Genomic DNA, 19494 nt, shown 5'->3' with positions numbered 1-19494 from the left:
CGAAGTGCTTTCACTATAGGCAGACGATTCGCGCCGGTATGCCCCCCCGCCGCCGGGGCTTCCGCGAATTCCGGCCGCCGCACGCACGGTCTTGTCGTCGTTTTGGGGACAACGCACGAAATCCGTGGGGTTGATCCGGTGAATTCCCGGCTGACGCGTGCACGGCGTTCGCGTAACGTCGCGCTGTCCCCCGACCGCCTTCGTCCGACCATGCGACTTCTCCAGCCCGACCCTGCCGCCCGCGGCCACTACCTGATCGGCGTGCGTCCCGACTCACTCGGCGCGACGCTGCGCGCGGTCGGCACACCGGATTTCGTCGGCGCGGTCACGGAGTTCGTCAACGACAGCATCGACGCCGACGCCGTGCACCTCGAGCGCTGGCGCGCCGACACGGGCAGCACGTCGGGTTTCGTCGTCGAATGGCTCGGCAGCGGCAGCCTGCGCTTCGCGGCCGATACGCTGCGCGTGATGGATATCTACTACCAGGACTACTGCCAGGCCGATCCGCTGGTCGCGCCGCTGCGCGGCAAACCCGGCACGCTGCTCGTGCAGCGCCATGTCGACGGCATCGCGCAGGGCGAGTTCCGCCGCCGGATCTTCGACGAGCCCGGCATCGGGCAGGAATGCCTGCTCGTGCACGGCAACGCGCACCTGCAATACGCGCTCGGGCTCGCGCGCACGGTCGGGCGCGCCGCTTTCACCACGGACGAGCTGTTTCACTTCCGGCAGATGGTCGATCTGCTGTTCCCGATGTTCGAGCTGCATGCGCGCACGTGTGCGGCGCGACGCGTGGCGGCGGTGTCGGTGAATGCCGCGTCGCAGGCGAGCTTCGACGCGCGCCTCGAACGCCAGGACGTGCAGCTGTCACGCCGCGAGCACGAGATCTGCCGGCTGATGCTGTGCGGGCGCTCGGTGCCCGAGGCCGCGCAGCAGTTGGATGTGAAGCTGTCGACGGCCGAGTCGTACGTGAAGCGCGCGTTCGCGAAGCTCGGCGTGCGCACGCGCCGCGAGCTGTTCGACTGGGTACTCGTCGACTGCTGAACGCGCGGCCCGGATTTACGCGGCCAGCGCGGCCGCCTTGATGTTGAACGCGCGCAGCAGGTCCTCGCAGAACGCGTCGACGATCGGCTTGTCGCTCGTGCTGCGCTTCATCGCGAGATGCAGCGGCACGTCGAAGCTGAACGTCGCGCGGCCGACGGCCTTCACGAGCCCGCGCTGCTCGAACGGCTCCGCGTAGTGCGCGGGCAGGTAGCCGAGATGGCCGCCCGACAGGATCAGGATCGTCGCGGCCTCGATGCTGTCCGCGCTCGCGGTCACGCGCCGCTCGGGCAGCGGATACTGCTCCTCCGGCACCGGATAGGTGCGCCATACCCAGTCGTGCAGTTGGAGGTCGTCCGCCGTCACGGGCCGCGACGCATGGAACAGCGGATGCCCGCGCCCGCAGTAGATCACCTGCTGCTCGGTGAACAGCGGCGTGTAGAGCAGCCCGGGCACGCGATGCCAGAAATACCCGATCGCGAGATCGAGCTGGTTGTTGACGAGGCTTTCCTCGAGTTCCTGCGGCGACGCGACCTTCATCGCGAACGTGACGGCCTGGTCGCGCTTGCGGAATGCGCCGATCGCGTCGGCCACGCGCGCGTTCTCGACGAGCGGCGCCTGGCCGATCAGGCCGATCGACAACGTGCCGACCAGCTTGCGGTCGATGTCGCGCACGCGCGCGACGAATTCGGAGGTCGCCGCGACGAGCGTGCGCGCGGTGGCCGCGAAGCGTTCGCCCTTCGACGTCAGGCGAAAGCCGCCGCGCCCGCGATCGCACAGCTTGAAGCCGACGCGCGCTTCGAGCGCCGACAGCTGCGTGCTGATGGTCGACTGCCGCACGCCGAGCGACGCCTCGGCGGCCGTGATGCCGCGTGCGTCGACGACGGCCAGAAAGACCCGGATGAGCCGGAGATCGAGATCGGATGTATTCGAGAACATGCCTGAAACCGCTGCGCGTGTGCGCGTTGCCCGGCCGGCACGACGCGCATCGCGCGCCACGCCCGCCGCCTTCGCCGATGAACTTGACCGGACGCGCGCCGCCATCGGCAGCGGTGCGCGTCGAAACCGTCATTCAGGTGCCACCGCGAGCGCGTGTTCCATGCCGAACACGGCCGGCCGCAGCCGCCGGTAGCACAGGAACGCCACCGCGCACAGCACGATCGCCGCGATCAGCGCCGACTGCGTGCCTGCGCGCTCGATCAGCGAGCCGCCCGCGACCGAGCCGACGCCATAGCCGAGCGCGACGCAGCCCGGCGACAGCGCGGCCGACTTGCCGACCAGGTCGTACTGCGGAATCGTCGCGTAGATCAGCAGCGCGCCGCCCGTCCAGCAGCCGATGAACACGACCGCGCCGAGCGTGAACGTCAAGGCCGATGCCGGCATCGCGAGCAGCACCGCCGCGACCGCGCAGCCGCCGAGGTTGACGAGCGCCCAGCGGCGCAGGCCCGCGCCCGCGCCGAGCTTCGGCATCGCCGCGCAGATCACGAGGCTCGCGACGTTCGCGACGCCGAGCACGAGCGACACCGACCTGCCGCTCAGGCCCGCCGCAGTGCCGATCTTCTCGAGGAAGGTCCACACGACGCCGACGCCGCCGTACAGCGCGAGCTGCGCGCACAGCACGAGCATCGCGCCCCGGCGGTCGATGCGGCCGGCGACGCCGGCCGGTGCCGGGGCGGCCAGCGTCTCGCCCCGGCGAAACAGCGGCGTCGCGAGCACGAATACGCCGAGCACGCATGCGACGAAACCGAACACGCCGTGCGCGCCCCATGCGTCGCTCAGCATCGGGAAGATGTAGGCCAGCAGCACCATGCTCCACGCCACCTGCCCCATCAGCATGATCCCGAGATTGCGTTCCGGCGCGCGCGAGTACGACAGGTAGCGCAGCGCGATCCCGTTCAGCCCGCCCGAGCCGACGCCCGCGATGAACTGCAACGCGGAATACGCGACGAGCCCGTGCGTCGCGAGCGTGCCGAGGTTCGCGCCGGCCGCGAGCGTCACCGCGCCCGCGAGCACCCACCGCACCGGCTGGCGGCCTAGCACGAACGCGACGAGCAGCGTGCCCGTCGATTCGCCGAGCACCTCGATGAAGCTCGACAGCCCGAGCGCCGCTTCGCCGAAGCCCCAATGGCGTTCGACCTGCCCGACGATCGCGGGCAGGCCGAGGAAGACCGTCGGCCCGAGGATGCCGAGCAGCAGCATCACGACGACGAACGGCGCGCTTTCCTGTCGCGCTTCGTCCTGCAGGTTCACTACGTTCATTCGATGTCTCTCTCCGTGTCCGCGGCGCGGACCGTCTCCTCGAGGGAGCGGGTTATGGCGGCGGCCCGGCCCGGGCCGCCGTGTCGCTTACATCGGGAAGCCCATCGCCTTGATGCCGCTGATCCACGCGCGCTTCCAGCCGCCTTCCGCATCGGCGCCATCGAACGCATGGAACGTGATCTTCGCGGCGACCCAGCGCATCGGCTCGGGCGGGATGTAGCTCGGGCTCTGGTTCGCGATGTCGAGCTTGCGCTCGGGGCTGTCGCGATCGAACAGGATGTTCAGCCCCATGAACGCGCCGAACCGGCTCGCCGCGACGCCGAAACCCGTATAGCCGGCGACGAACACGGCCTTGTCGCCGAGATAGCGCTTCGCGAACACCGAGCCGCGCGAGCAGTAGTCGATCGGGCCGCCCCACGCATGCGAGAAGCGCACGTCGCTCAATTGCGGGAAGGTGCGGTAGAACGCTTCCGCGAGCCGGTAATACGTCTCGCGCTGGCCGTCCTGATGCGGTTCCGGATCGCCGTCGAAGTGATAGCTCACCAGGCCGCCGAAGATGATGTTGTTGTGCTTCGTCAGCCGGAAATAGTTGAGCTGCGTGCGCGTGTCGTACACGCCCTGGCGATTCTTCCAGCCGATCCGCGCGAGCTGTTCGTCGGTGAGCGGCTCGGTGGCGAGCACGTGGTCGCGCACCTGCATCACGCGGCGGTTGATGTCGGGAATCCCGACCTTCGCGGTGCCGCTGCCGAACACGACGCGCGGCGCGCGCACGCTGCCCTTCGGCGTCTTCACGAACACGGTGCTGCCTTCGTCGGTCACGGTCACGAGCGGCGTGTGCTCGTACAGCTTCACGCCGAGCGACAGCGCCGCGCGCTTCAGCCCCCACGCGAGCTTCGCCGGATGCACGATGCCGCTGCGGTTACGCGACCACAACGCGCCCGCGAACAGCGGTGAATTCAGTTGTTCGAGCGTTTCGTCGCGGTTCAGCAGCACGACGTTGTGGCCGTACTCGCGATGCAGGTCGTAATCGCCCTTCAGGTGCGCGATGTGCTCGGGATCGACCGCGACCGTCATCTCGCCGTTCCATTCGATGTCGGCGTCGATGTCGTAGCGCTTCAGCGTTTCCTCGAAGCCGTCGAGGTTGTGATGGCCGAACGCCTCGAGCTGCGCGATGTCGTTCGGGAACACGCGCACCGCATTCGGCAGCCCGTGCATCACCGACGTCGAGATGATCCCGCCCGCGCGGCCCGATGCGCCGTGCGCGACCTTGCCGGCCTCGATCAGCACCACGTTCAGGTGCGGCATCTGTTCCTTCGCCTGCACGGCCGACCACAGCCCCGTGAAGCCGCCGCCGACGATCAGCAGGTCGGCCGTCACGTCGCCGACGAGTTCCGGCTCGGTGGCCGGCGCGGCCGGGTTGTCGAGCCAGTACGGGAACAGCTTCGTATTCGCGAGCGCCGCCTCGACGCCCAATGCGACCGGCGCGCCACGCAATGCGTGCGCCTGCGCCGGTGCAGTCTCTCTTGCCTTGACTTCCATTTCCATGATCCCTGCCATCACACGCGGAAACGAAACCGCCACCGGGCGCGCGTCACACGGACGACGACACCACGGCGGCGGCTTCGACCATCACGACTTCTCGAGCAGCACGTAGAACTTCTTCGCGTCCTCGATCGTCTCCCAGCGGCCCGCGAAGCCGGCCGGCAGCAGGTAGCCCTGGCCCGGCGTGAATTCCTTGCGGTTGCCTTCGACGTCGGTCAGCGCGATCCGGCCCTCGACGAGCCACACCGCTTCGTCGGCCGCGGTTTCCGGAAACTCCACCGAGCCGACCTTGCCTTCCCACCAGCCGATGAGGTAGTTGCCGCTCTTGCCTTCCGCCGCGCGCCAGTCGCTTTCGTCCATCCCGAAGTCGAGCTTCGTGAATTCGCCGATGCCTGCGCCGAGCGGCAGGATGTCCTTGATCAGTTTGGTCATCAGAATCTTTCGTCTCTTGATTGAAAAAAGCAGAGACAAAGTTACTCATTTACACTGCCCCGGTATGCCCCCCTCCGGGGGGGACAAGCGGTGTTTTCCGGGGCCGGGCAGGTCGCCGGGACACCCGACGGGATTTCCCCCTAATGACGTTTTGCGTGGCCGACGCTACAATCCGCCGGCTTTTCACCGGGGAACCGCATGCTGCTCAACGTGAACCCCTTCCACCGCGACAACGACCGCTTCAACGTGTCGTTCAAGGCGCTGGGCGAGCTGATCGAGACGGTCGGCACGCCGCACTTCGTGCCGCGCCTCACGCAACTGCTCAATGAAGTGGTGCCGCTCGACGTCGCGCACGTCGAACGCTCGCGCGTCGACGGCTCGATGCCCACCGGCTACCGATGCGAATGGATCGGCAGCAGCGGCATCGGCGCGGCGAGCGCCGACGTCTCCGACGTGATGACGCTCTACTACGAGCGTTTTCTCGACAGCGACCCGCTGTTCGCGGGGCTGCGCGGCAAGACGGGCACGATGCTCGTCGTGCGCGACATCGCGGCGATCCCGCCCGGCGAATTCCGCCAGCGGCTGTTCGACGACGTACAGATCGGCCACGAATGCGTGCTCGCACGCGGCACGCGTTATTCGCAGCATTCGATCGCGCTGGAGCGCGGCCGCGACCGGCCGCCGTTCACGCTCGCCGAGATGAACCGCTTTCGCAGCATCAGCGACGTGCTGTTCCCGCTGCTCGAACTGCACGCGTCGACCACGGCCGCGCGGCGCATTGCGCACCCGACGCCCGAAGTCCACCCGCTCGCACAGTTCGACGCGCGCATCGCGGCCGACGGCGTGAAGCTGTCGAAGCGCGAATACGAAACCTGCAAGCACCTGCTTTCCGGCAAGACCGTGCCGGAAACGGCGGAGATCCTCGGCGTGCGCGTCGCGTCGGCCGAGTCGTACGTGAAACGCGCGTTCGCGAAGCTCGGCGTGCGCACGAAGCGCGAACTCGCCGCGTGGGGTTCGGCGACCACCGCGTTCCCTTCCTCCGGCCCGCACGACGGCGCCGCGCCGCCGGCCCTCTCGCGCCGGCCGGATCAGGCCTGATCCGGCCTGACCTGGCCGCGCGGCCGCGTTCGGTTGCGCCGCGTCGATGCGGCGGCGCCACTTGCATCGAGCCCCGTCGATGTAAACGTTGCGACTTCAAAATCTTCGCGCGGGCGTTCTCCTCTACCATCGGCCGATCGCTTGACCTCAGATAAAGGAGACGGCCCCATGCCCCGCGAACTCAATCAACCGATGGGCGGCAACGAGATGCCGCGCTTCGGCGGCATCGCCACGATGATGCGCCTGCCGCAAGCCGAGACGACCGACGGCCTCGACGTGTGCTTCGTCGGCGTGCCGCTCGACCTCGGCACGTCGAACCGCTCGGGCTCGCGCTTCGGCCCGCGTCAGATCCGCACCGAATCCGTGCTGCTGCGCCCGTACAACATGGCCACCCGCGCCGCACCGTTCGATTCGCTGCAGGTGGCTGACATCGGCGACGTCGCGACCAACCCGTACGACCTGAAAGACTCGGTGCGCCGCATCGAAGAGGCATACGACGCGATCGTCGCGAACGGCTGCCGGCCGATCACGCTCGGCGGCGATCACACGATCGCGTGGCCGATCCTGCGCGCGCTGCACAAGAAGTACGGCAAGGTCGCCGTCGTCCACGTCGACGCGCACGCGGACGTGAACGACACGATGTTCGGCGAGAAGATCGCGCACGGCACGCCGTTCCGCCGCGCGGTGGAGGACGGGCTGCTGCAATGCGACAAGGTCACGCAGATCGGCCTGCGCGGCACCGGCTACCACGCGGACGATTTCGACTGGTGCCGCCAGCAGGGCTTCACCGTCGTGCAGGCGGAGGAATGCTGGAACCAGTCGCTCGCGCCGCTGATGGCGCAGGTGCGCGAACGCGTCGGCGACACGCCGGTGTATCTCAGCTTCGACATCGACGGTCTCGACCCGTCGTTCGCACCCGGCACCGGCACGCCGGAAATCGGCGGCCTCACCGTGCAGCAGGGCCTGGAAATCATCCGCGGGATGAAAGGCCTGAACATCGTCGGCGCGGATCTCGTCGAAGTCGCGCCGCCGTACGATCCGACCGGCACCACCGCGCTCACGGGCGCGAACCTCGCGTTCGAGATGCTCTGCGTGATGCCGGGCGTCGCCTACCGCTAACCCGACCGACCTCGACAGGATGAACCTCATGTCTACCGCCGAGCTTTCCCCTTCCGCCGCGACGTTCGTGCTGCCCGCCGCGCGCATCGCCGGGCAGTCCGTGCACACGCATTCCGACCAGGCCGGCGCGCCGATCTTCAACGCGTCGACCGGCGACGCGATCGGCTGGCAGGAATTCGCGACGGCCGCGCACGTCGACGCCGCGGTGCGTGCCGCGCGCGACGCATTCGCCGGCTGGCGCGACACGCCGCCGGCCGAACGCGGCCGGATGCTCGCGACGATCGCCGAACGTGTCGAGGCATCGCGCGACCGCCTGGCGGCACTGCAGATGCAGGTGAGCGGCAAGCCGCCGTTCGAGGCCGAGGCCGATGTCGGCGACGTTGCCGCCACGTTCGCGTACTACGCGAAGCTGTGCGAAGACCCGGCGCTGTTCGCGGCCGAACCGGTCGCGCTGCCGAGCGACGCCGTCACGGCCGAACGCTTTTACGACGCGGTCGGCGTCGCGGCGCTCGTCATGCCGTGGAACTTCCCGATGGTCACGACCGCATGGAAGCTCGCGCCCGCGCTCGCGGCCGGCTGCGCGGTCGTGCTGAAGCCGTCCGAACTCACGTCGCCGACCGAGCACGCGCTGCTCGAGATCGTCGAGCAGGCGGGGCTGCCGGCCGGCGTCGTCAACGTCGTGAACGGCGGCGCCGAGGTCGGCGCGGCGCTGACCGCGCATCCGCTGATCGACAAGATTTCGTTTACCGGCAGCACGGCGGCCGGCCGCAAGGTCATGCAGGCCGCGGCCGTCGACATGAAGCGCGTGACGCTCGAACTCGGCGGCAAGTCGTCGCTGATCGTGCGCGACGACGCCGATCTCGACGTCGCGGTGTCGCTCGCGGTTGCGGGCGCGTTCACGAACGCGGGCCAGATGTGCTCGGCCACCGCGCGCATCCTCGTGCACGACAGCGTGTACCGCAGCTTCATGGCCGCGTTCGAGACGGCCGTGCGTGCGCTCGTCGTCGCGCCGCCCGCCGCGGCACAGGTCGCGATGGGGCCGCTGATCTCGGCCGCGCAGCGCACGCGCGTCGAAACGATGCTCCAGCACGGCATCGATGCGGGCGCACGCGTCGCCTTCAGCGGCCGGGTGACGGATGCCGGCGGTGCGGGCTTCTTCATGGCGCCCGTCGTGATCGCCGAGCCCGCCGCCGACAACCCGCTGTGGACCGACGAAGTGTTCGGCCCCGTCGCGTGCGTGAAATCGTTCCGCACCGACGACGAGGCGATTGCGCTCGCGAACGACACGCGCTACGGGCTCGTCGCGACCGTCGTGACGCGCGATGCCGGTATCGCGAAACAGTTCCAGCAGCGCGTACGCGCGGGGCTCGTGTGGATCAACGCGCCGCAGCTCATCTATCCGCACGTGTGCTGGGGCGGGTTCGGGCTCAGCGGAATCGGCCGTGAGCTCGGCGTCGCGGGGCTGCGCAGCTATCAGGAACTGCGCCACGCGATGCGCGCGATCGACTGACCAGTGCGGCCGTTCAGGCCGTTGGCGGCACCGTGACTCGTGCACGGTGCCGTTTTTTTTTGGTTCTTCGGGGATTTTCGGGGAGAGCGCCGGGGTGTTCGGCTAGCGCCGATCACGAGATTTCAACGCGCGTGAGCCACCCTCAATGCGACAGCACGGCGGCATGGTCGTGCTCGCGAAGCTGGCCGGGAATCTCGCACTGAGCGAGGCCGCCCGCGTCGATCCACGCACGCGTGCGTTCCGCGGCCTTGTCGATCAGTTGCGCGCACTGCGAGTAATCGTATGACGACACGTCGAGCGGACAGAGCGGCGGCACGACGTGGATTTGCGCGCGTGCCCCGTACAACTCCAGATCGCGCACCAGTTGCCGCGCGATCACGAGCGTCAGCGCGTGCGTCGCATGCGCGATCGCGCTGCGCGGCGGTACACGCAACGCGCAGGCGAACCCGGCCGGCAGCACGACGATCCGCTTGACGCCGAGCGCGATCGCAACGGAGATCGGCGTATTGTTCGCGACGCCGCCGTCGACGAGTTCCACGCCGCCGATGCTGACCGACGGAAACACGCCGGGAATCGCCGCGCTGGCCTGCACGGCATCCACGACCGGGCCGGCGGACAGCACGACTTCCCGGCCGTTCAGCACGTCGGTCGCGACGATATGGAGCGGCAACGCGGCCTGCTCGATCCGCCGGTACGGCAGGTTCCTTTCCAGCAGCAGGCGCAGCGCATCGGCCTCGACCAGATGCGGCCGGTTGCGCAGCAGCATCGCGACGAGGCTGCGCATCGAGAACGGCATGATGTCCTGGCGGCGGATCCGGCACCACAGCGCGGCGAGCATCGCGACGCCGTCCTCGTCCGGCCGGCCGGCGAAATAGGCGGCGTTGATCGCGCCCGCCGACGCGCCGACGACGCAATCGGGCCGTTCGCCGCTCGCGACCAGCTCGCGAAGCATGCCGACCTCGATCGCGCCGAGACTGCCGCCGCCGGCGAACACGAAGGCGGTCGAGGAAGTGGGATCGGACGTCACGGTGCGCCCTCCTGCGGTTGGCTGCGACGGTGCTTTCTCCATGATGGATCGTGCGGCGCCCCGGATGTCCTGATGAAAACCCTGCCGGCGCGCGAACCCGCGCCGGCCGGGGAACGCGCCGCGCGCCGCGTTCCCCGGCGTTCCGCGCGGCGCCTTCCGTCGCGATGGGTGTGTCGTTCGCCGCCGTGTTCCGGGCCGCCTCCAGACGGAAATTCGCGCGAAGGCGCCCAATTTTTGACTTCGATCAAGCAAATCGCGCATACCGCCGCTCGCAAACGTGTGCCACGCGTGAATCGCGCGCGCTACGTGGAATCACGGGTTCAGTCACCCCGGCGACCGCCGTTATTGCATCAACACCCGCCGACCCGCGTCGCGCCGCGATACATCGGGACGGCCGCCGGATTCGCATTCGACACGCAACGATCCGGCGCCGTCGCGGGCATGGAGCGGGATGGCCGGACGTCCCGCCCGCTTTTCGACAACAGATGCAGCCGCGCGAGCCGCGCAAGAGGTAATCATGTTTGTAGCCATCGGGTGGATCGTCGTGATCGGATCGGTGATCGGCAGCTTTATCGGCGTGGGCGGCCACTTGCCGGCCTTGCTGCAACCGTTCGAACTGCTGTGCATTTTCGGCGCCGCGCTGGGTGCATCCGTCGTCAGCAATCCGGTCGCGACGCTGAAGAAGACGATCAAGAGCCTGCCGACCTGTTTCAAGGGCGGCGGTTATACGAAACAGCAGTACGTCGAACTGATCGCGCTGCTGTACGAGCTGCTGCAGAAGGCGCGCAAGGACGGCATGATGGCGCTCGAGGCCGACGTCGACGCGCCCGAACAAAGCCCGCTGTTCCAGAAGTATTCGCACGTGCTCGAAGACCATCACCTGCTCGACTTCATCGTCGACTATCTGCGGATGATGTCGGGCGGCAACGTGAATGCGCTCGAGATGCAGGACCTGATGGACGAAGAACTGCATACGCACCATGCAGAGGCATCCGTCGCGGCCAATGCGATCCAGAAGATGGCGGACGGCCTGCCTGCGTTCGGCATCGTCGCGGCGGTGATGGGTGTCGTGCATACGATGGGCTCGGTCGGCGCGCCGCCCGCCGTGCTCGGCAAGATGATCGCCGGCGCGCTCGTCGGCACGTTCCTCGGCATCCTGCTCGCGTACGGCTTCGTCGGCCCGCTCGCGGATCTGCTCAATGCGAAGGGCCGCGCCGCGGCCAAGCCGTTCCAGTGCGTGAAGGCCGTGCTGCTCGCGTCGATGAGCGGCTACGCGCCGGCGGTGGCGGTGGAGTTCGGCCGCAAGGTGCTGTTCACAGCCGATCGCCCGAGCTTCAAGGAGCTCGACGAGGCCGTCCGCGCGACGAAGTCGCCCAGGCCCGCATAACGGAGGCGCCATGGCCGACAATCGCTCCAACCCGTCGAAACAGTCCGCCTCGGCACCGCTCGTCGTCGTGCGCCGCAAGAAAGGCGAGGACCACGACGCCCACCACGGCGGCGCCTGGAAAATCGCCTACGCCGATTTCGTCACGGCGATGATGGCGTTCTTCCTGCTGATGTGGCTGCTCGGCTCGGTGTCCAAATACGACAAGCAGGGGATCGAGGATTACTTCAACACGCCGCTGTCGACGCTCCTGTCCGGCGGGAAAGACGCACAGGCGCCGCGCCCGAGCGTCGTGCAGGGCGGCGGCCGCGACCTGTCGGACCCGGCGCCGGCCATCGACGCGAAAGCGCAACCGGTGCCGGCCAGTTCGCCCGCGGCACCGGCCGACATCGTCGATACGCAGAAGCTCGAGCGCCTGAAGGCGAAGCTGACCGCGGCGATTGCACAGAGCCCGTCATTGCGCGCGTACCAGGACCAGATCCGGATCGCGATCACTCACGAGGGCTTGCGCATCGAGATCGTCGATTCGCTCAAGCGCCCGATGTTCGCGTCGGGCAGTTCGCATCCCGAAGGGTATGCCACCGCGATCCTCACGCAGATCGGTACGGCACTCGACGATGTCGACAACCGCGTGTCGATTGCGGGCCATACCGATTCGACGCCGTATCGCGACGGCCCCACGGGTTATTCGAACTGGGAGCTCTCCAGCGATCGCGCGAACGCCGCGCGGCGCGCGCTGGTCGCGGGCGGATTGCGGGAAGAAAAGCTGCTCCAGGTGCGCGGGCTCGCGGATGTCCTGCCGCTCGACCGCAACGTCGCGGACGAGCCGACCAATCGCCGCATCAGCATCCTCGTGATGAACAACGCCGCCGAGCAGGCGTTCTTTCGGGACGGCGGCAGGACGACGGTGGACGAATCGGCCGGCACCCGGGCCGCCGTGCTGCCGGCGGCGCTCACGCGGCAGCATTAGGCGCGGGCGCATTCACGAACGCGGGGCGGATGTGCCCGATGGGGCCGGGGGCCGGGGGCCGCGTGCAGCCCTTGTGCGGCAGCGTGGTTCTCGGCTTCACGGTCGCGTTCGGAACGGGCGGGCGCGACATCGAGTGACTCGGGCGGTTGTTGGGGCGGTTGTTTGGGCGGTTGCTTGGGCGGTTGCTCGGGCCGTTGCGAGGGCCGTTGCGAGGGCCGTTGCGAGGGCCGTTGCGAGGGCGGTTGCGAGGGCGGTTGCGAGGGTCGTTACCAGGGCCGCTGACGGCACCATGTCTCGTGCATGGTGCCGTTTTTTCGCGCACCCGATATGTTCCGTAGAATATATCGCAACCAGCACTTCCGGAGATTCGCCATGCCCCGCACGCCGACGGATCGCGCCCCGCAGCGCACCGCACGGGAACAGCCGCTCGCGCACAAGATCAGCGCGCTCAGGCCGCTGTCGAGCGACGCGCGTGCGCAGCAGATCACGGATGTCGTCGACGCGTTCCGGCGCCTGCGCGGCAGCGTCGTGCGCTTCATCCGGATGTTCTCGACTGCGCACGCTGAAAACGCGCAGGACGATGCGCTGTCCGCGATGGGCTTTCGTGAACTGCTGTCCACGCTCGAAGACGACGCACGCACCGCCCGCTTCACGCGCCTGCCCGAACTCGAACGGGCGATCGGCCACGCGCGCCGCCTCGAACGCACACGCGACGACGTGTTCTCCGATTCGTTCAGCAACGACCCGGCCGCGATGCGCGACGCAGTCGACGCGCTGGAGCGCGTCGACGTGCTGTTCGTCGGGCTGTGCGTCGAGTACGTGATGGAGCGCCACGCGCCGGCATCGCGTCCCGTTTCACCGTCCGCCCCGGCATCGCCCTCCGCCGCCCTGCCGCTCACCGACCGCCCCACCGCGCTCTGCTGACTGCACCACGCCGCACCACGCCGCATTGCCCGGTGATTTCCCCCGAATTTCGTTCGTTATATTCCGTGGTATATTTCGAGAATCTTTCGCGCATCCGTCTCCGGCCCGACCATGCCGGACAGAGGTCAACATGCACGCTCCGCCCTTTCGCCTTGCCCGCACGGCGGATCTCTCGTCGCCCGGCGGTAATCCGCCCGCGGCAACCGGCACGCGGGTCGATGCATGCTGCGCGCCGTCGCGCGCGCAACTGACCGAGCTGAAGCGCCGCACGCGCCTGTCCGAGCTCGACGCGAACCTGCACTGCTCGATCATCGGCACCTGCCTGACCACGCACGAGCTGCGCAGGCTCGTGCCGAAATACACCGACCTCGACCGCCAGCACGCGACCGACCTCGACATCCATCACGCCGCCGTCGAGCTCGCGATCGACGGCACGGCCGGCGCCAAGGCATTGCACAAGGCGCTCGACGAGCGTTACGCCGGCGCGATCCGCGCATTCGACAGTGCACAGGATGCGGATGACCTTCTTGCGCGCTGGAAGGAGGCGCTCAAGAGCGGCGACATCCCGCCCGCCTACTGGGCGCTGATGACGCATCCGCGCACGACGATGGCCGTGCGCCAGGCCGCGTTCGGCGACCTGCACATGCTGTCGCACCTGGTCGGCGCGGCCAATCGCGCCGATATCCGGCGGCTGGTCGCGCTGGAGGAGGAGAATGCGGCGCTGCACGCGAAGATCGACCGGCAGCAGGCGCGCCTGCAAGAAATGAGCGCGCAGCGCGACGCGGCGCTGCACGAGCGGGATGCCGTCGTTGCGCGTCGGAACGCGCAGCCGCCGGCGGCTGAAAGCGCATTGCGCGACGAAGTCCACGAACTGCGCGAAGCACTGGCCGCGCGCGATGAACGACTCGCGCTGCATACGAGCCGCCGCGAGGCGGCCGAGCAGCGGATCGCCGCGGAACAGGCGAGCGCACGCGCGATGCGCGCGCGGCTCGACGACCTGATGGCGATGGTGAAGACGCTGCGCGCCGAAGCGAGTGCGATCGAACAGGCGGTGCAGGCGTCGGCGGACGATCCCGCCGAACACGCGGCCGATCCGCTGTCGATCCTGCGGGGCACACGTCTGGTCTACGTCGGCGGGCGCCCGGGCTCGAACCGTGCGATCAGGCGGATCGTCGAAACGGCGGGCGGTGACGTGACGCTGCATGACGGCGGTATCGAGGATCGCAAGGGCTTGCTGGCCGCCGCGCTACCGGGCGCGCACATGGTCGTGTTCCCGGTCGATTGCATCGACCACGATTCGATGAACCTGCTCAAGCGCATCTGCGAACGCCACCACGTCGCGTACTACCCGCTGCGGACGGCCAGCGTCGCCAGCTTCGTCGAACTGATCGGGCGGCTCGATGCACAGGCGCGCGACGTCATGGCGCCGGATGCCGCCGCGGGCGGCACGCCGCGCTTCTGCCTGCGGCACGGCTAGACCTGATTCGCTTCGACGCGCTCCCTCTGCCCTTCAGCGGGTCAGTGCAAGCGCGTCGTCAGCATCAACAGGCCCCGGGCAAGCGCTCGCGCAGCGCGCGCATCAGCGCCGCACCATTTTCGTGAGCGCGGCGATTTCGTCGGCACACGCCGCGTAGGCACGCGCCTCGATCCCGCGATAGAGGCGGATGATCTCCTCGCCGACCGGCGTGAGCACGCTGCCGCCGCCGCTCTGCCCGCCATGCTCGGACACCGTCGCCGGCGATTTCAGCGAGCGGTTCAGTTCGTCCATCAGCAGCCACGCACGCCGGTACGACATCTTCAGGCTGCGCGCCGCCGCCGAAATCGAACCGTGTTCGTGCACGGCTTCGAGCAGCGCGACCTTGCCCGGGCCGAGCGCGATCGTGTCGGCCTGCTGGATACGCATCCTGAATCGCACTTCAGGCTTGGGGTGTGCCGGTGTCTTCATGTTGTGCCGCCCTTTGAACGATGCGGGCAAGCATACACGATGGCCGATGCGACGCATGCCGCCCGCGCGCCGGTTCAGACCTCGAGCACGCGGGCGACGATGCCGGCCAGCCGCTTCACGTGGCGCGGCGCGGGCACGAGGTCGGCGCCCGAGAACAGCAGCGGCGCGCCGTCGTCGATCGACAGCGGCGCGTCGCCGCATTCGAACGCGACGATCACGTGTTCGCCGACCGGCGTGTTGAACAGTTCATGCCAGGAAAACGTGACCGCGTAGCCGTCGTGCGCATGCGCGATGAACACCATGCGCTTGAAGTCGCCCGGCGTGTCGTTGCGCAGCCCGGCCGCGTCGAGGAGGTCCTTCAGCCGCGCGCCGCGATACGGCGCGACCGAGCGGATGAAGCGATTCGTCGTGAAGCAGCGCAGGTCGAACGGCTCGGCCGTCGCGCTCGCGTGCCGGCGCAGATCGTCGAGGGTCACCGTCATCGGCCGCACGAATGCGCCCGTTAGTGCGACCGAGCCTGCCGCCGCCTGTTGTGCCTGTTGTGCCTGTTGTGCCTGTTGTGCCTGTTGTGCCTGTTGTGCCTGTTGCGCCTGTTGCGCCTGTTGCGCCTGTTGCGCCTGTTGCGCCGAAAACGCCGCCGTCCCAGCCTTCTCCATCGCCCGCCTCCATGACGGCCTACCGGTGGGCGGGCCTGCGTCGTATCGGCGGATATATTACGCCGCGAAAAAGCCGGCCGGCAGAATGCGCGCCGCATGGGCGGCATAACGGCGGCCGATCGTGCCCCGCGCCGCCCGGCGCTACGACAGCACGATGTTCTTGATGACCTTTTTCAGGCTCTTGAAACTGTCGACCGATTCCGCCTTTGCATCCGTCACCAGTGCGCCGATCCGCGCCGGCTCGCAGAAGCTGATCCGGCTGTTCGTGCCGAGCTTGCTGAAATCGGCCAGGATCGCGACGTCCGCCGCGTTGCTCACCATCGCGCGCGCCACTTCGGTTTCCATCCGGTCGTAGTTGGTCGCGCCGCGGACGGCATCGACGCCGACCGGCGACAGCAGCGCGAGATCGGCGCGATAGCGGAAGATCTCGGCGACCGTGCCGTCGCCGACTGTCGCGGCCGCGCGGGTGCCGATCATCCCGCCGAGCAGGATCGTCTCGTTCCTCGCCTGCCCCGGGTCGCTCGACCGCATCTTCAGCGCGACGTCGATCGAGTTCGTGACGATCGTGAGGCCTGACAGCTTCGCCAGTTCCTCGGCCAGCAGCGTCGTGGTCGTGCCCGCGTCGATGAACAGCGTCTGCGAGCCCGTGACCAGCCTGGCCGCCGCACGCGCGATCGCCAGCTTCGCCTTCACGTGGGTCTGCGCGCGTTCGGCGATCGGCGCTTCGTCGCCCACCTGCACCGCACCGCCGTGCACGCGCTTCAGTTCACCGAGCGCTTCGAGATCGACGAGATCGCGACGCACGGTTTCCCGCGACACGTTCAGGTCGGCCATGATCCGGTCGGTGGAAACCCGCTGCATCTTCGATAACAGAAGCCGGATTCTCTGGTATCGCTCTTCTTGCCACATGGAATGTCCTCGGAATGAACGTCAATGTTATTCGAACGGCGAACTACGCAGCGCTCTCCTCCAGTTTTTTGATGCCGACGAGGGTCTGCAGGGATTGACGCACCGCCTGGCACTCGCTGCTCGTCATCTTCGAAAACACCACGTGGATGCGGTCGTCGTCCGGCGCGGCGTCGTCCTGTTCGATGATGAACCGGACAATGCGCGCCTGGTCGATGCCGGGCATCGCCTGCAGCGACGTCAGCTTCACGGCGCCGCGGCTCGCGAGGATACGCACGCCCCAACGCTGCCGCGTCGCGAACAAGCGTTTCTCGATCGGCTTCAGGCCGGCCAGGATCGCGAGCACGATCGCCGTCGCGGCAATTGCGGCCACATACATGCCGCCGCCCACGGCCAGCCCGACCGCCGCCACGACCCACAGGCTCGCCGCGGTCGTCAGGCCGCGGATGATCTCGCCGCGCAGCATGATCGAACCGGCGCCGAGGAAGCCGATGCCCGACACCACCTGCGCGGCGACGCGCGACGGGTCCAGCGACACGTTTTTCGCGTTCTGGACATCCGCGAAGCCGAACGCCGACACGACCATCACGAGCGCGGCGCCCACCGCCACCAGCATGTGGGTGCGCAATCCGGCCGCCCACGACAGGCGCTCGCGCTCGATGCCGACGAGGCTCCCGAGCAATGCCGCCAACAACAGGCGGGACACGATTTCCAGCTGACTGATCATTCGAGATCTCCTTGCTTTGCCTGGTCCATCCGATGAAGCGCGGCCCGCATGGGGCCGCCGTCCGGTTCTTCCTGCCTGCGCCCGCCCGTTGCCGCACCCGGCACCCGGCGAGTTGTATTTTTGTGCAATCTTGCGATTTTGTGCTTTCTAATATACGGTACGAAAAACTGCAAAGCCAGACCCAGGTTCGTTTGTTTCATCCGATCGGCACGATTAATCGTCAGACCATTCAGGCAATACGATCCGGAACACTTGCTTAGGAGACCAACATGATGAAGAAGGCATGGATGCTGGCCGCAACCCTGCTGGCGGCGCTGGCGACGGCCCCCGCTCACGCATCGGAAGGCGACGTCTGTAAAAAGGTGACGCTCGGCGACGTCGGCTGGAGCGACATCGCGGCCACCACCGGTGTCGCGATGATGCTGCTCGACGGGCTCGGCTACGAGGCGACCAAGACGATCGCGTCGCCGCCGATCGTGCTGGCCGGTGTGAAGAAAGCGCAGATCGACGCCTTCCTCGGCTACTGGGATCCGAGCATGACGCCGACGGTGAAGCCGTTCGTGGACGCCGGCGCCGTCCACCAGTTGCCAGAGCCCAACCTGGTCGGCGCGCGCTATACGCTGGCCGTACCGCAATACGCATCCGACAAGGGGCTCAAGCGCTTCGCCGATATCGCCAGGTTCCGCGACCAGCTCGACGGCAAGATCTACGGGATCGGCGCCGGCAACAACGGCAACGCGCTGATCCAGCGAATGATCGACAGGAACGAGTTCGGGCTCGGCGGCTTCAAGCTGGTCGAATCGAGCGAGGCCGGCATGCTCGTGCAGGTGACGCGCGCCGTGCAGGAGCACCGGATGATCGTGTTCCTGGCCTGGGAGCCGCATCCGATGAACATCGACTACCGGATCACCTATCTCGACGGCGGCGACACCGTGTTCGGCCCGAACTACGGGTCGGCGAAGGTCTACACGCTCGTCACGCCGGGCTATCTCGAACGCTGCCCGAACGTCGGCCGGCTGCTGACCAACCTGAAGTTCACGACCGACGAAGAGAACCAGCTGATGGTGCCGATCATGAATCACGCGGACCCGGTCGCGGTGGCCAGGGAATGGGCGAAGAAGCATCCCGGCGTGCTGTCGAAGTGGCTCGACGGCGTGACGACCATCGACGGAAAGAATGCGAAGGATGCGATCGACAAGCGGATCGGCGCGTAAGCCCGCAAGACAAGGAACCCGGCATGTACAAGAATCTCGCGCTGTTCGATCTCGACCACACGCTGCTGCCGCTCGACAGCGACCAGGCCTGGGCCCGCTTCATCTCGCGGGTCGGCTGGCGTGAGGACGACGCGCACGCCGCGCTGATCGACGAGCACTACGGTCATTACGCGGCCGGCACGCTCGACATGAACGCGTATCTCGCCGTGACGCTCGCGCCGCTCACCCGCTATCCGCGCAAGGTGCTCGAGCGCTGGCATGCGCGGTTCATGGACGAAGTGATCCGTCCGGCGATCACGCCGCAGGCGCGCGAGCTGGTCGGGCGGCATCGCGAAAACGGCGATCTCTGCTGCATCGTGACGGCGACCAACGTCTTCGTCGCGCGGCCGATCGCGGCCGAATTCGGCATCGAGCACCTGCTCGGCATCGAACTCGATACCGACGACGGCACGCCGGATGGCGCGTTTACCGGGCGCAGCACCGGCGTGCCGAGCTTCCGCGAAGGAAAGATCGTGCGCACGACCGCGTGGCTGGAATCGCTCGGCTACGCGCCGTCGGATTTCGAGCGCACCTACTTCTACAGCGACTCGATCAACGACGTGCCGCTGCTCGATTACGTCACGCATCCGGTCGCCACCAATCCCGATTCGAGGCTTTTGCAGGTGGCAGGCACGCGCGGGTGGCCTGTCATGAAGTTGTTCTGATTCGGGCGATATTCTCTGCTGTCCATTTTCATGTCGGGA

Annotated in this window: 19 protein-coding genes; 10 read left to right on the top strand and 9 right to left on the bottom strand. The window is 67.8% G+C overall.

Annotated elements, in window-relative coordinates; genetic code table 11:
• Positions 1–210 precede the first annotated feature (210 nt).
• Positions 211–1041, top strand: a complete 831-nt coding sequence (locus tag AB3K92_RS09535) for a helix-turn-helix transcriptional regulator (protein ID WP_060085742.1) — start codon at positions 211–213, stop codon at positions 1039–1041.
• Between the two features lie 15 nt (positions 1042–1056).
• On the opposite strand, the gene AB3K92_RS09530 is transcribed toward AB3K92_RS09535, so the two are convergent.
• From AB3K92_RS09530 to AB3K92_RS09515, 4 genes are all read right to left on the bottom strand, one after another.
• The gene (locus AB3K92_RS09530; RefSeq protein WP_042975417.1) at positions 1057–1977 is read right to left on the bottom strand and encodes a LysR family transcriptional regulator; all 921 of its coding nucleotides are present in this window, start codon (positions 1975–1977) and stop codon (positions 1057–1059) included.
• 129 nt (positions 1978–2106) lie between these two features.
• Positions 2107–3297: an MFS transporter gene (locus tag AB3K92_RS09525; RefSeq protein ID WP_060070663.1), complete on the bottom strand. Its 1191-nt coding sequence runs from the start codon at positions 3295–3297 to the stop codon at positions 2107–2109.
• A gap of 87 nt (positions 3298–3384) precedes the next feature.
• Entirely contained in the window at positions 3385–4842 is a 1458-nt protein-coding gene (locus AB3K92_RS09520) for an FAD-binding oxidoreductase (RefSeq protein WP_042975380.1), read from the bottom strand.
• Positions 4843–4926: 84 nt separating this feature from the next.
• Entirely contained in the window at positions 4927–5271 is a 345-nt protein-coding gene (locus tag AB3K92_RS09515) for a cupin domain-containing protein (RefSeq protein ID WP_027789860.1), read from the bottom strand.
• Between the two features lie 198 nt (positions 5272–5469).
• On the opposite strand from AB3K92_RS09515, the gene AB3K92_RS09510 reads away from it, so the two are divergent.
• The 3 genes from AB3K92_RS09510 (at position 5470) to AB3K92_RS09500 (ending at position 8998) form a co-directional block, all read left to right on the top strand.
• Positions 5470–6369 carry a helix-turn-helix transcriptional regulator gene (locus AB3K92_RS09510; RefSeq protein ID WP_060048566.1) on the top strand — a complete coding sequence of 300 codons (900 nt, stop codon included), beginning with the start codon at positions 5470–5472 and terminating at the stop codon, positions 6367–6369.
• 168 nt (positions 6370–6537) lie between these two features.
• Positions 6538–7488: an agmatinase gene (gene speB, locus AB3K92_RS09505; protein WP_059857490.1), complete on the top strand. Its 951-nt coding sequence runs from the start codon at positions 6538–6540 to the stop codon at positions 7486–7488.
• A gap of 28 nt (positions 7489–7516) precedes the next feature.
• The gene (locus AB3K92_RS09500) at positions 7517–8998 is read left to right on the top strand and encodes an aldehyde dehydrogenase family protein (protein WP_111999569.1); all 1482 of its coding nucleotides are present in this window, start codon (positions 7517–7519) and stop codon (positions 8996–8998) included.
• 142 nt (positions 8999–9140) lie between these two features.
• Here AB3K92_RS09500 and AB3K92_RS09495 read toward each other — a convergent pair whose 3' ends face one another.
• Positions 9141–10025, bottom strand: a complete 885-nt coding sequence (locus AB3K92_RS09495) for a patatin-like phospholipase family protein (RefSeq protein ID WP_021159964.1) — start codon at positions 10023–10025, stop codon at positions 9141–9143.
• Between the two features lie 517 nt (positions 10026–10542).
• Between AB3K92_RS09495 and motA the strand changes: the two genes are divergently transcribed.
• The 4 genes from motA (at position 10543) to AB3K92_RS09475 (ending at position 14780) form a co-directional block, all read left to right on the top strand.
• Positions 10543–11412: a flagellar motor stator protein MotA gene (gene motA / locus AB3K92_RS09490; RefSeq protein ID WP_369464896.1), complete on the top strand. Its 870-nt coding sequence runs from the start codon at positions 10543–10545 to the stop codon at positions 11410–11412.
• A 10-nt stretch (positions 11413–11422) separates the two neighbouring features.
• Positions 11423–12379, top strand: coding sequence for a flagellar motor protein MotB (motB, locus tag AB3K92_RS09485; protein ID WP_021159962.1), 957 nt, complete (start codon positions 11423–11425; stop codon positions 12377–12379).
• A gap of 372 nt (positions 12380–12751) precedes the next feature.
• Positions 12752–13303: a hypothetical protein gene (locus AB3K92_RS09480; protein WP_369464895.1), complete on the top strand. Its 552-nt coding sequence runs from the start codon at positions 12752–12754 to the stop codon at positions 13301–13303.
• 130 nt (positions 13304–13433) lie between these two features.
• Positions 13434–14780: a DUF2325 domain-containing protein gene (locus AB3K92_RS09475; protein WP_369464894.1), complete on the top strand. Its 1347-nt coding sequence runs from the start codon at positions 13434–13436 to the stop codon at positions 14778–14780.
• Positions 14781–14882: 102 nt separating this feature from the next.
• On the opposite strand, the gene AB3K92_RS09470 is transcribed toward AB3K92_RS09475, so the two are convergent.
• The 4 genes from AB3K92_RS09470 to AB3K92_RS09455 all read right to left on the bottom strand — a co-directional run bounded on the left by AB3K92_RS09470 (position 14883) and on the right by AB3K92_RS09455 (position 17537).
• The gene (locus tag AB3K92_RS09470; RefSeq protein WP_021159959.1) at positions 14883–15206 is read right to left on the bottom strand and encodes a winged helix-turn-helix domain-containing protein; all 324 of its coding nucleotides are present in this window, start codon (positions 15204–15206) and stop codon (positions 14883–14885) included.
• A 116-nt stretch (positions 15207–15322) separates the two neighbouring features.
• Positions 15323–15904 (bottom strand): molybdopterin-dependent oxidoreductase, encoded by a 582-nt coding sequence (locus tag AB3K92_RS09465; RefSeq protein ID WP_369464893.1) that lies wholly within the window; start codon positions 15902–15904, stop codon positions 15323–15325.
• 141 nt (positions 15905–16045) lie between these two features.
• A complete protein-coding gene (locus AB3K92_RS09460; protein WP_027789869.1) occupies positions 16046–16813 on the bottom strand; it encodes a DeoR/GlpR family DNA-binding transcription regulator in 768 nt (255 codons plus the stop codon).
• A gap of 43 nt (positions 16814–16856) precedes the next feature.
• Entirely contained in the window at positions 16857–17537 is a 681-nt protein-coding gene (locus tag AB3K92_RS09455; RefSeq protein ID WP_027789870.1) for an MgtC/SapB family protein, read from the bottom strand.
• A gap of 272 nt (positions 17538–17809) precedes the next feature.
• Here AB3K92_RS09455 and AB3K92_RS09450 point away from each other — a divergent pair, with 272 nt between their 5' ends.
• Both AB3K92_RS09450 and AB3K92_RS09445 read left to right on the top strand, forming a co-directional pair.
• Positions 17810–18751, top strand: a complete 942-nt coding sequence (locus AB3K92_RS09450) for a choline ABC transporter substrate-binding protein (protein WP_225723416.1) — start codon at positions 17810–17812, stop codon at positions 18749–18751.
• Between the two features lie 23 nt (positions 18752–18774).
• Positions 18775–19455, top strand: a complete 681-nt coding sequence (locus tag AB3K92_RS09445) for an HAD family hydrolase (RefSeq protein ID WP_369464892.1) — start codon at positions 18775–18777, stop codon at positions 19453–19455.
• Positions 19456–19494: the final 39 nt, after the last annotated feature.

It is taken from the genome of Burkholderia sp. Bmkn7, from assembly GCF_041103175.1.
GTDB classification, from domain to species: domain Bacteria; phylum Pseudomonadota; class Gammaproteobacteria; order Burkholderiales; family Burkholderiaceae; genus Burkholderia; species Burkholderia cepacia.
Note: the sequence above shows the minus strand (reverse complement) of the source record. Positions and strands in the feature narration are given on the sequence as shown.

Excerpts from the sequence above, each read along its gene's own strand:
- AB3K92_RS09535 (WP_060085742.1), top strand. The coding sequence starts at position 211 with ATGCGACTTCTCCAGCCCGACCCTGCCGCCCGCGGCCACTACCTGATC.
- AB3K92_RS09530 (WP_042975417.1), bottom strand. The coding sequence starts at position 1,977 with ATGTTCTCGAATACATCCGATCTCGATCTCCGGCTCATCCGGGTCTTT.
- AB3K92_RS09525 (WP_060070663.1), bottom strand. The coding sequence starts at position 3,297 with ATGAACGTAGTGAACCTGCAGGACGAAGCGCGACAGGAAAGCGCGCCG.
- AB3K92_RS09520 (WP_042975380.1), bottom strand. The coding sequence starts at position 4,842 with ATGGAAATGGAAGTCAAGGCAAGAGAGACTGCACCGGCGCAGGCGCAC.
- AB3K92_RS09515 (WP_027789860.1), bottom strand. The coding sequence starts at position 5,271 with ATGACCAAACTGATCAAGGACATCCTGCCGCTCGGCGCAGGCATCGGC.
- AB3K92_RS09510 (WP_060048566.1), top strand. The coding sequence starts at position 5,470 with ATGCTGCTCAACGTGAACCCCTTCCACCGCGACAACGACCGCTTCAAC.
- speB (WP_059857490.1), top strand. The coding sequence starts at position 6,538 with ATGCCCCGCGAACTCAATCAACCGATGGGCGGCAACGAGATGCCGCGC.
- AB3K92_RS09500 (WP_111999569.1), top strand. The coding sequence starts at position 7,517 with ATGTCTACCGCCGAGCTTTCCCCTTCCGCCGCGACGTTCGTGCTGCCC.
- motA (WP_369464896.1), top strand. The coding sequence starts at position 10,543 with ATGTTTGTAGCCATCGGGTGGATCGTCGTGATCGGATCGGTGATCGGC.
- motB (WP_021159962.1), top strand. The coding sequence starts at position 11,423 with ATGGCCGACAATCGCTCCAACCCGTCGAAACAGTCCGCCTCGGCACCG.
- AB3K92_RS09480 (WP_369464895.1), top strand. The coding sequence starts at position 12,752 with ATGCCCCGCACGCCGACGGATCGCGCCCCGCAGCGCACCGCACGGGAA.
- AB3K92_RS09475 (WP_369464894.1), top strand. The coding sequence starts at position 13,434 with ATGCACGCTCCGCCCTTTCGCCTTGCCCGCACGGCGGATCTCTCGTCG.
- AB3K92_RS09470 (WP_021159959.1), bottom strand. The coding sequence starts at position 15,206 with ATGCGTATCCAGCAGGCCGACACGATCGCGCTCGGCCCGGGCAAGGTC.
- AB3K92_RS09465 (WP_369464893.1), bottom strand. The coding sequence starts at position 15,904 with ATGGAGAAGGCTGGGACGGCGGCGTTTTCGGCGCAACAGGCGCAACAG.
- AB3K92_RS09460 (WP_027789869.1), bottom strand. The coding sequence starts at position 16,813 with ATGTGGCAAGAAGAGCGATACCAGAGAATCCGGCTTCTGTTATCGAAG.
- AB3K92_RS09455 (WP_027789870.1), bottom strand. The coding sequence starts at position 17,537 with ATGATCAGTCAGCTGGAAATCGTGTCCCGCCTGTTGTTGGCGGCATTG.
- AB3K92_RS09450 (WP_225723416.1), top strand. The coding sequence starts at position 17,810 with ATGAAGAAGGCATGGATGCTGGCCGCAACCCTGCTGGCGGCGCTGGCG.
- AB3K92_RS09445 (WP_369464892.1), top strand. The coding sequence starts at position 18,775 with ATGTACAAGAATCTCGCGCTGTTCGATCTCGACCACACGCTGCTGCCG.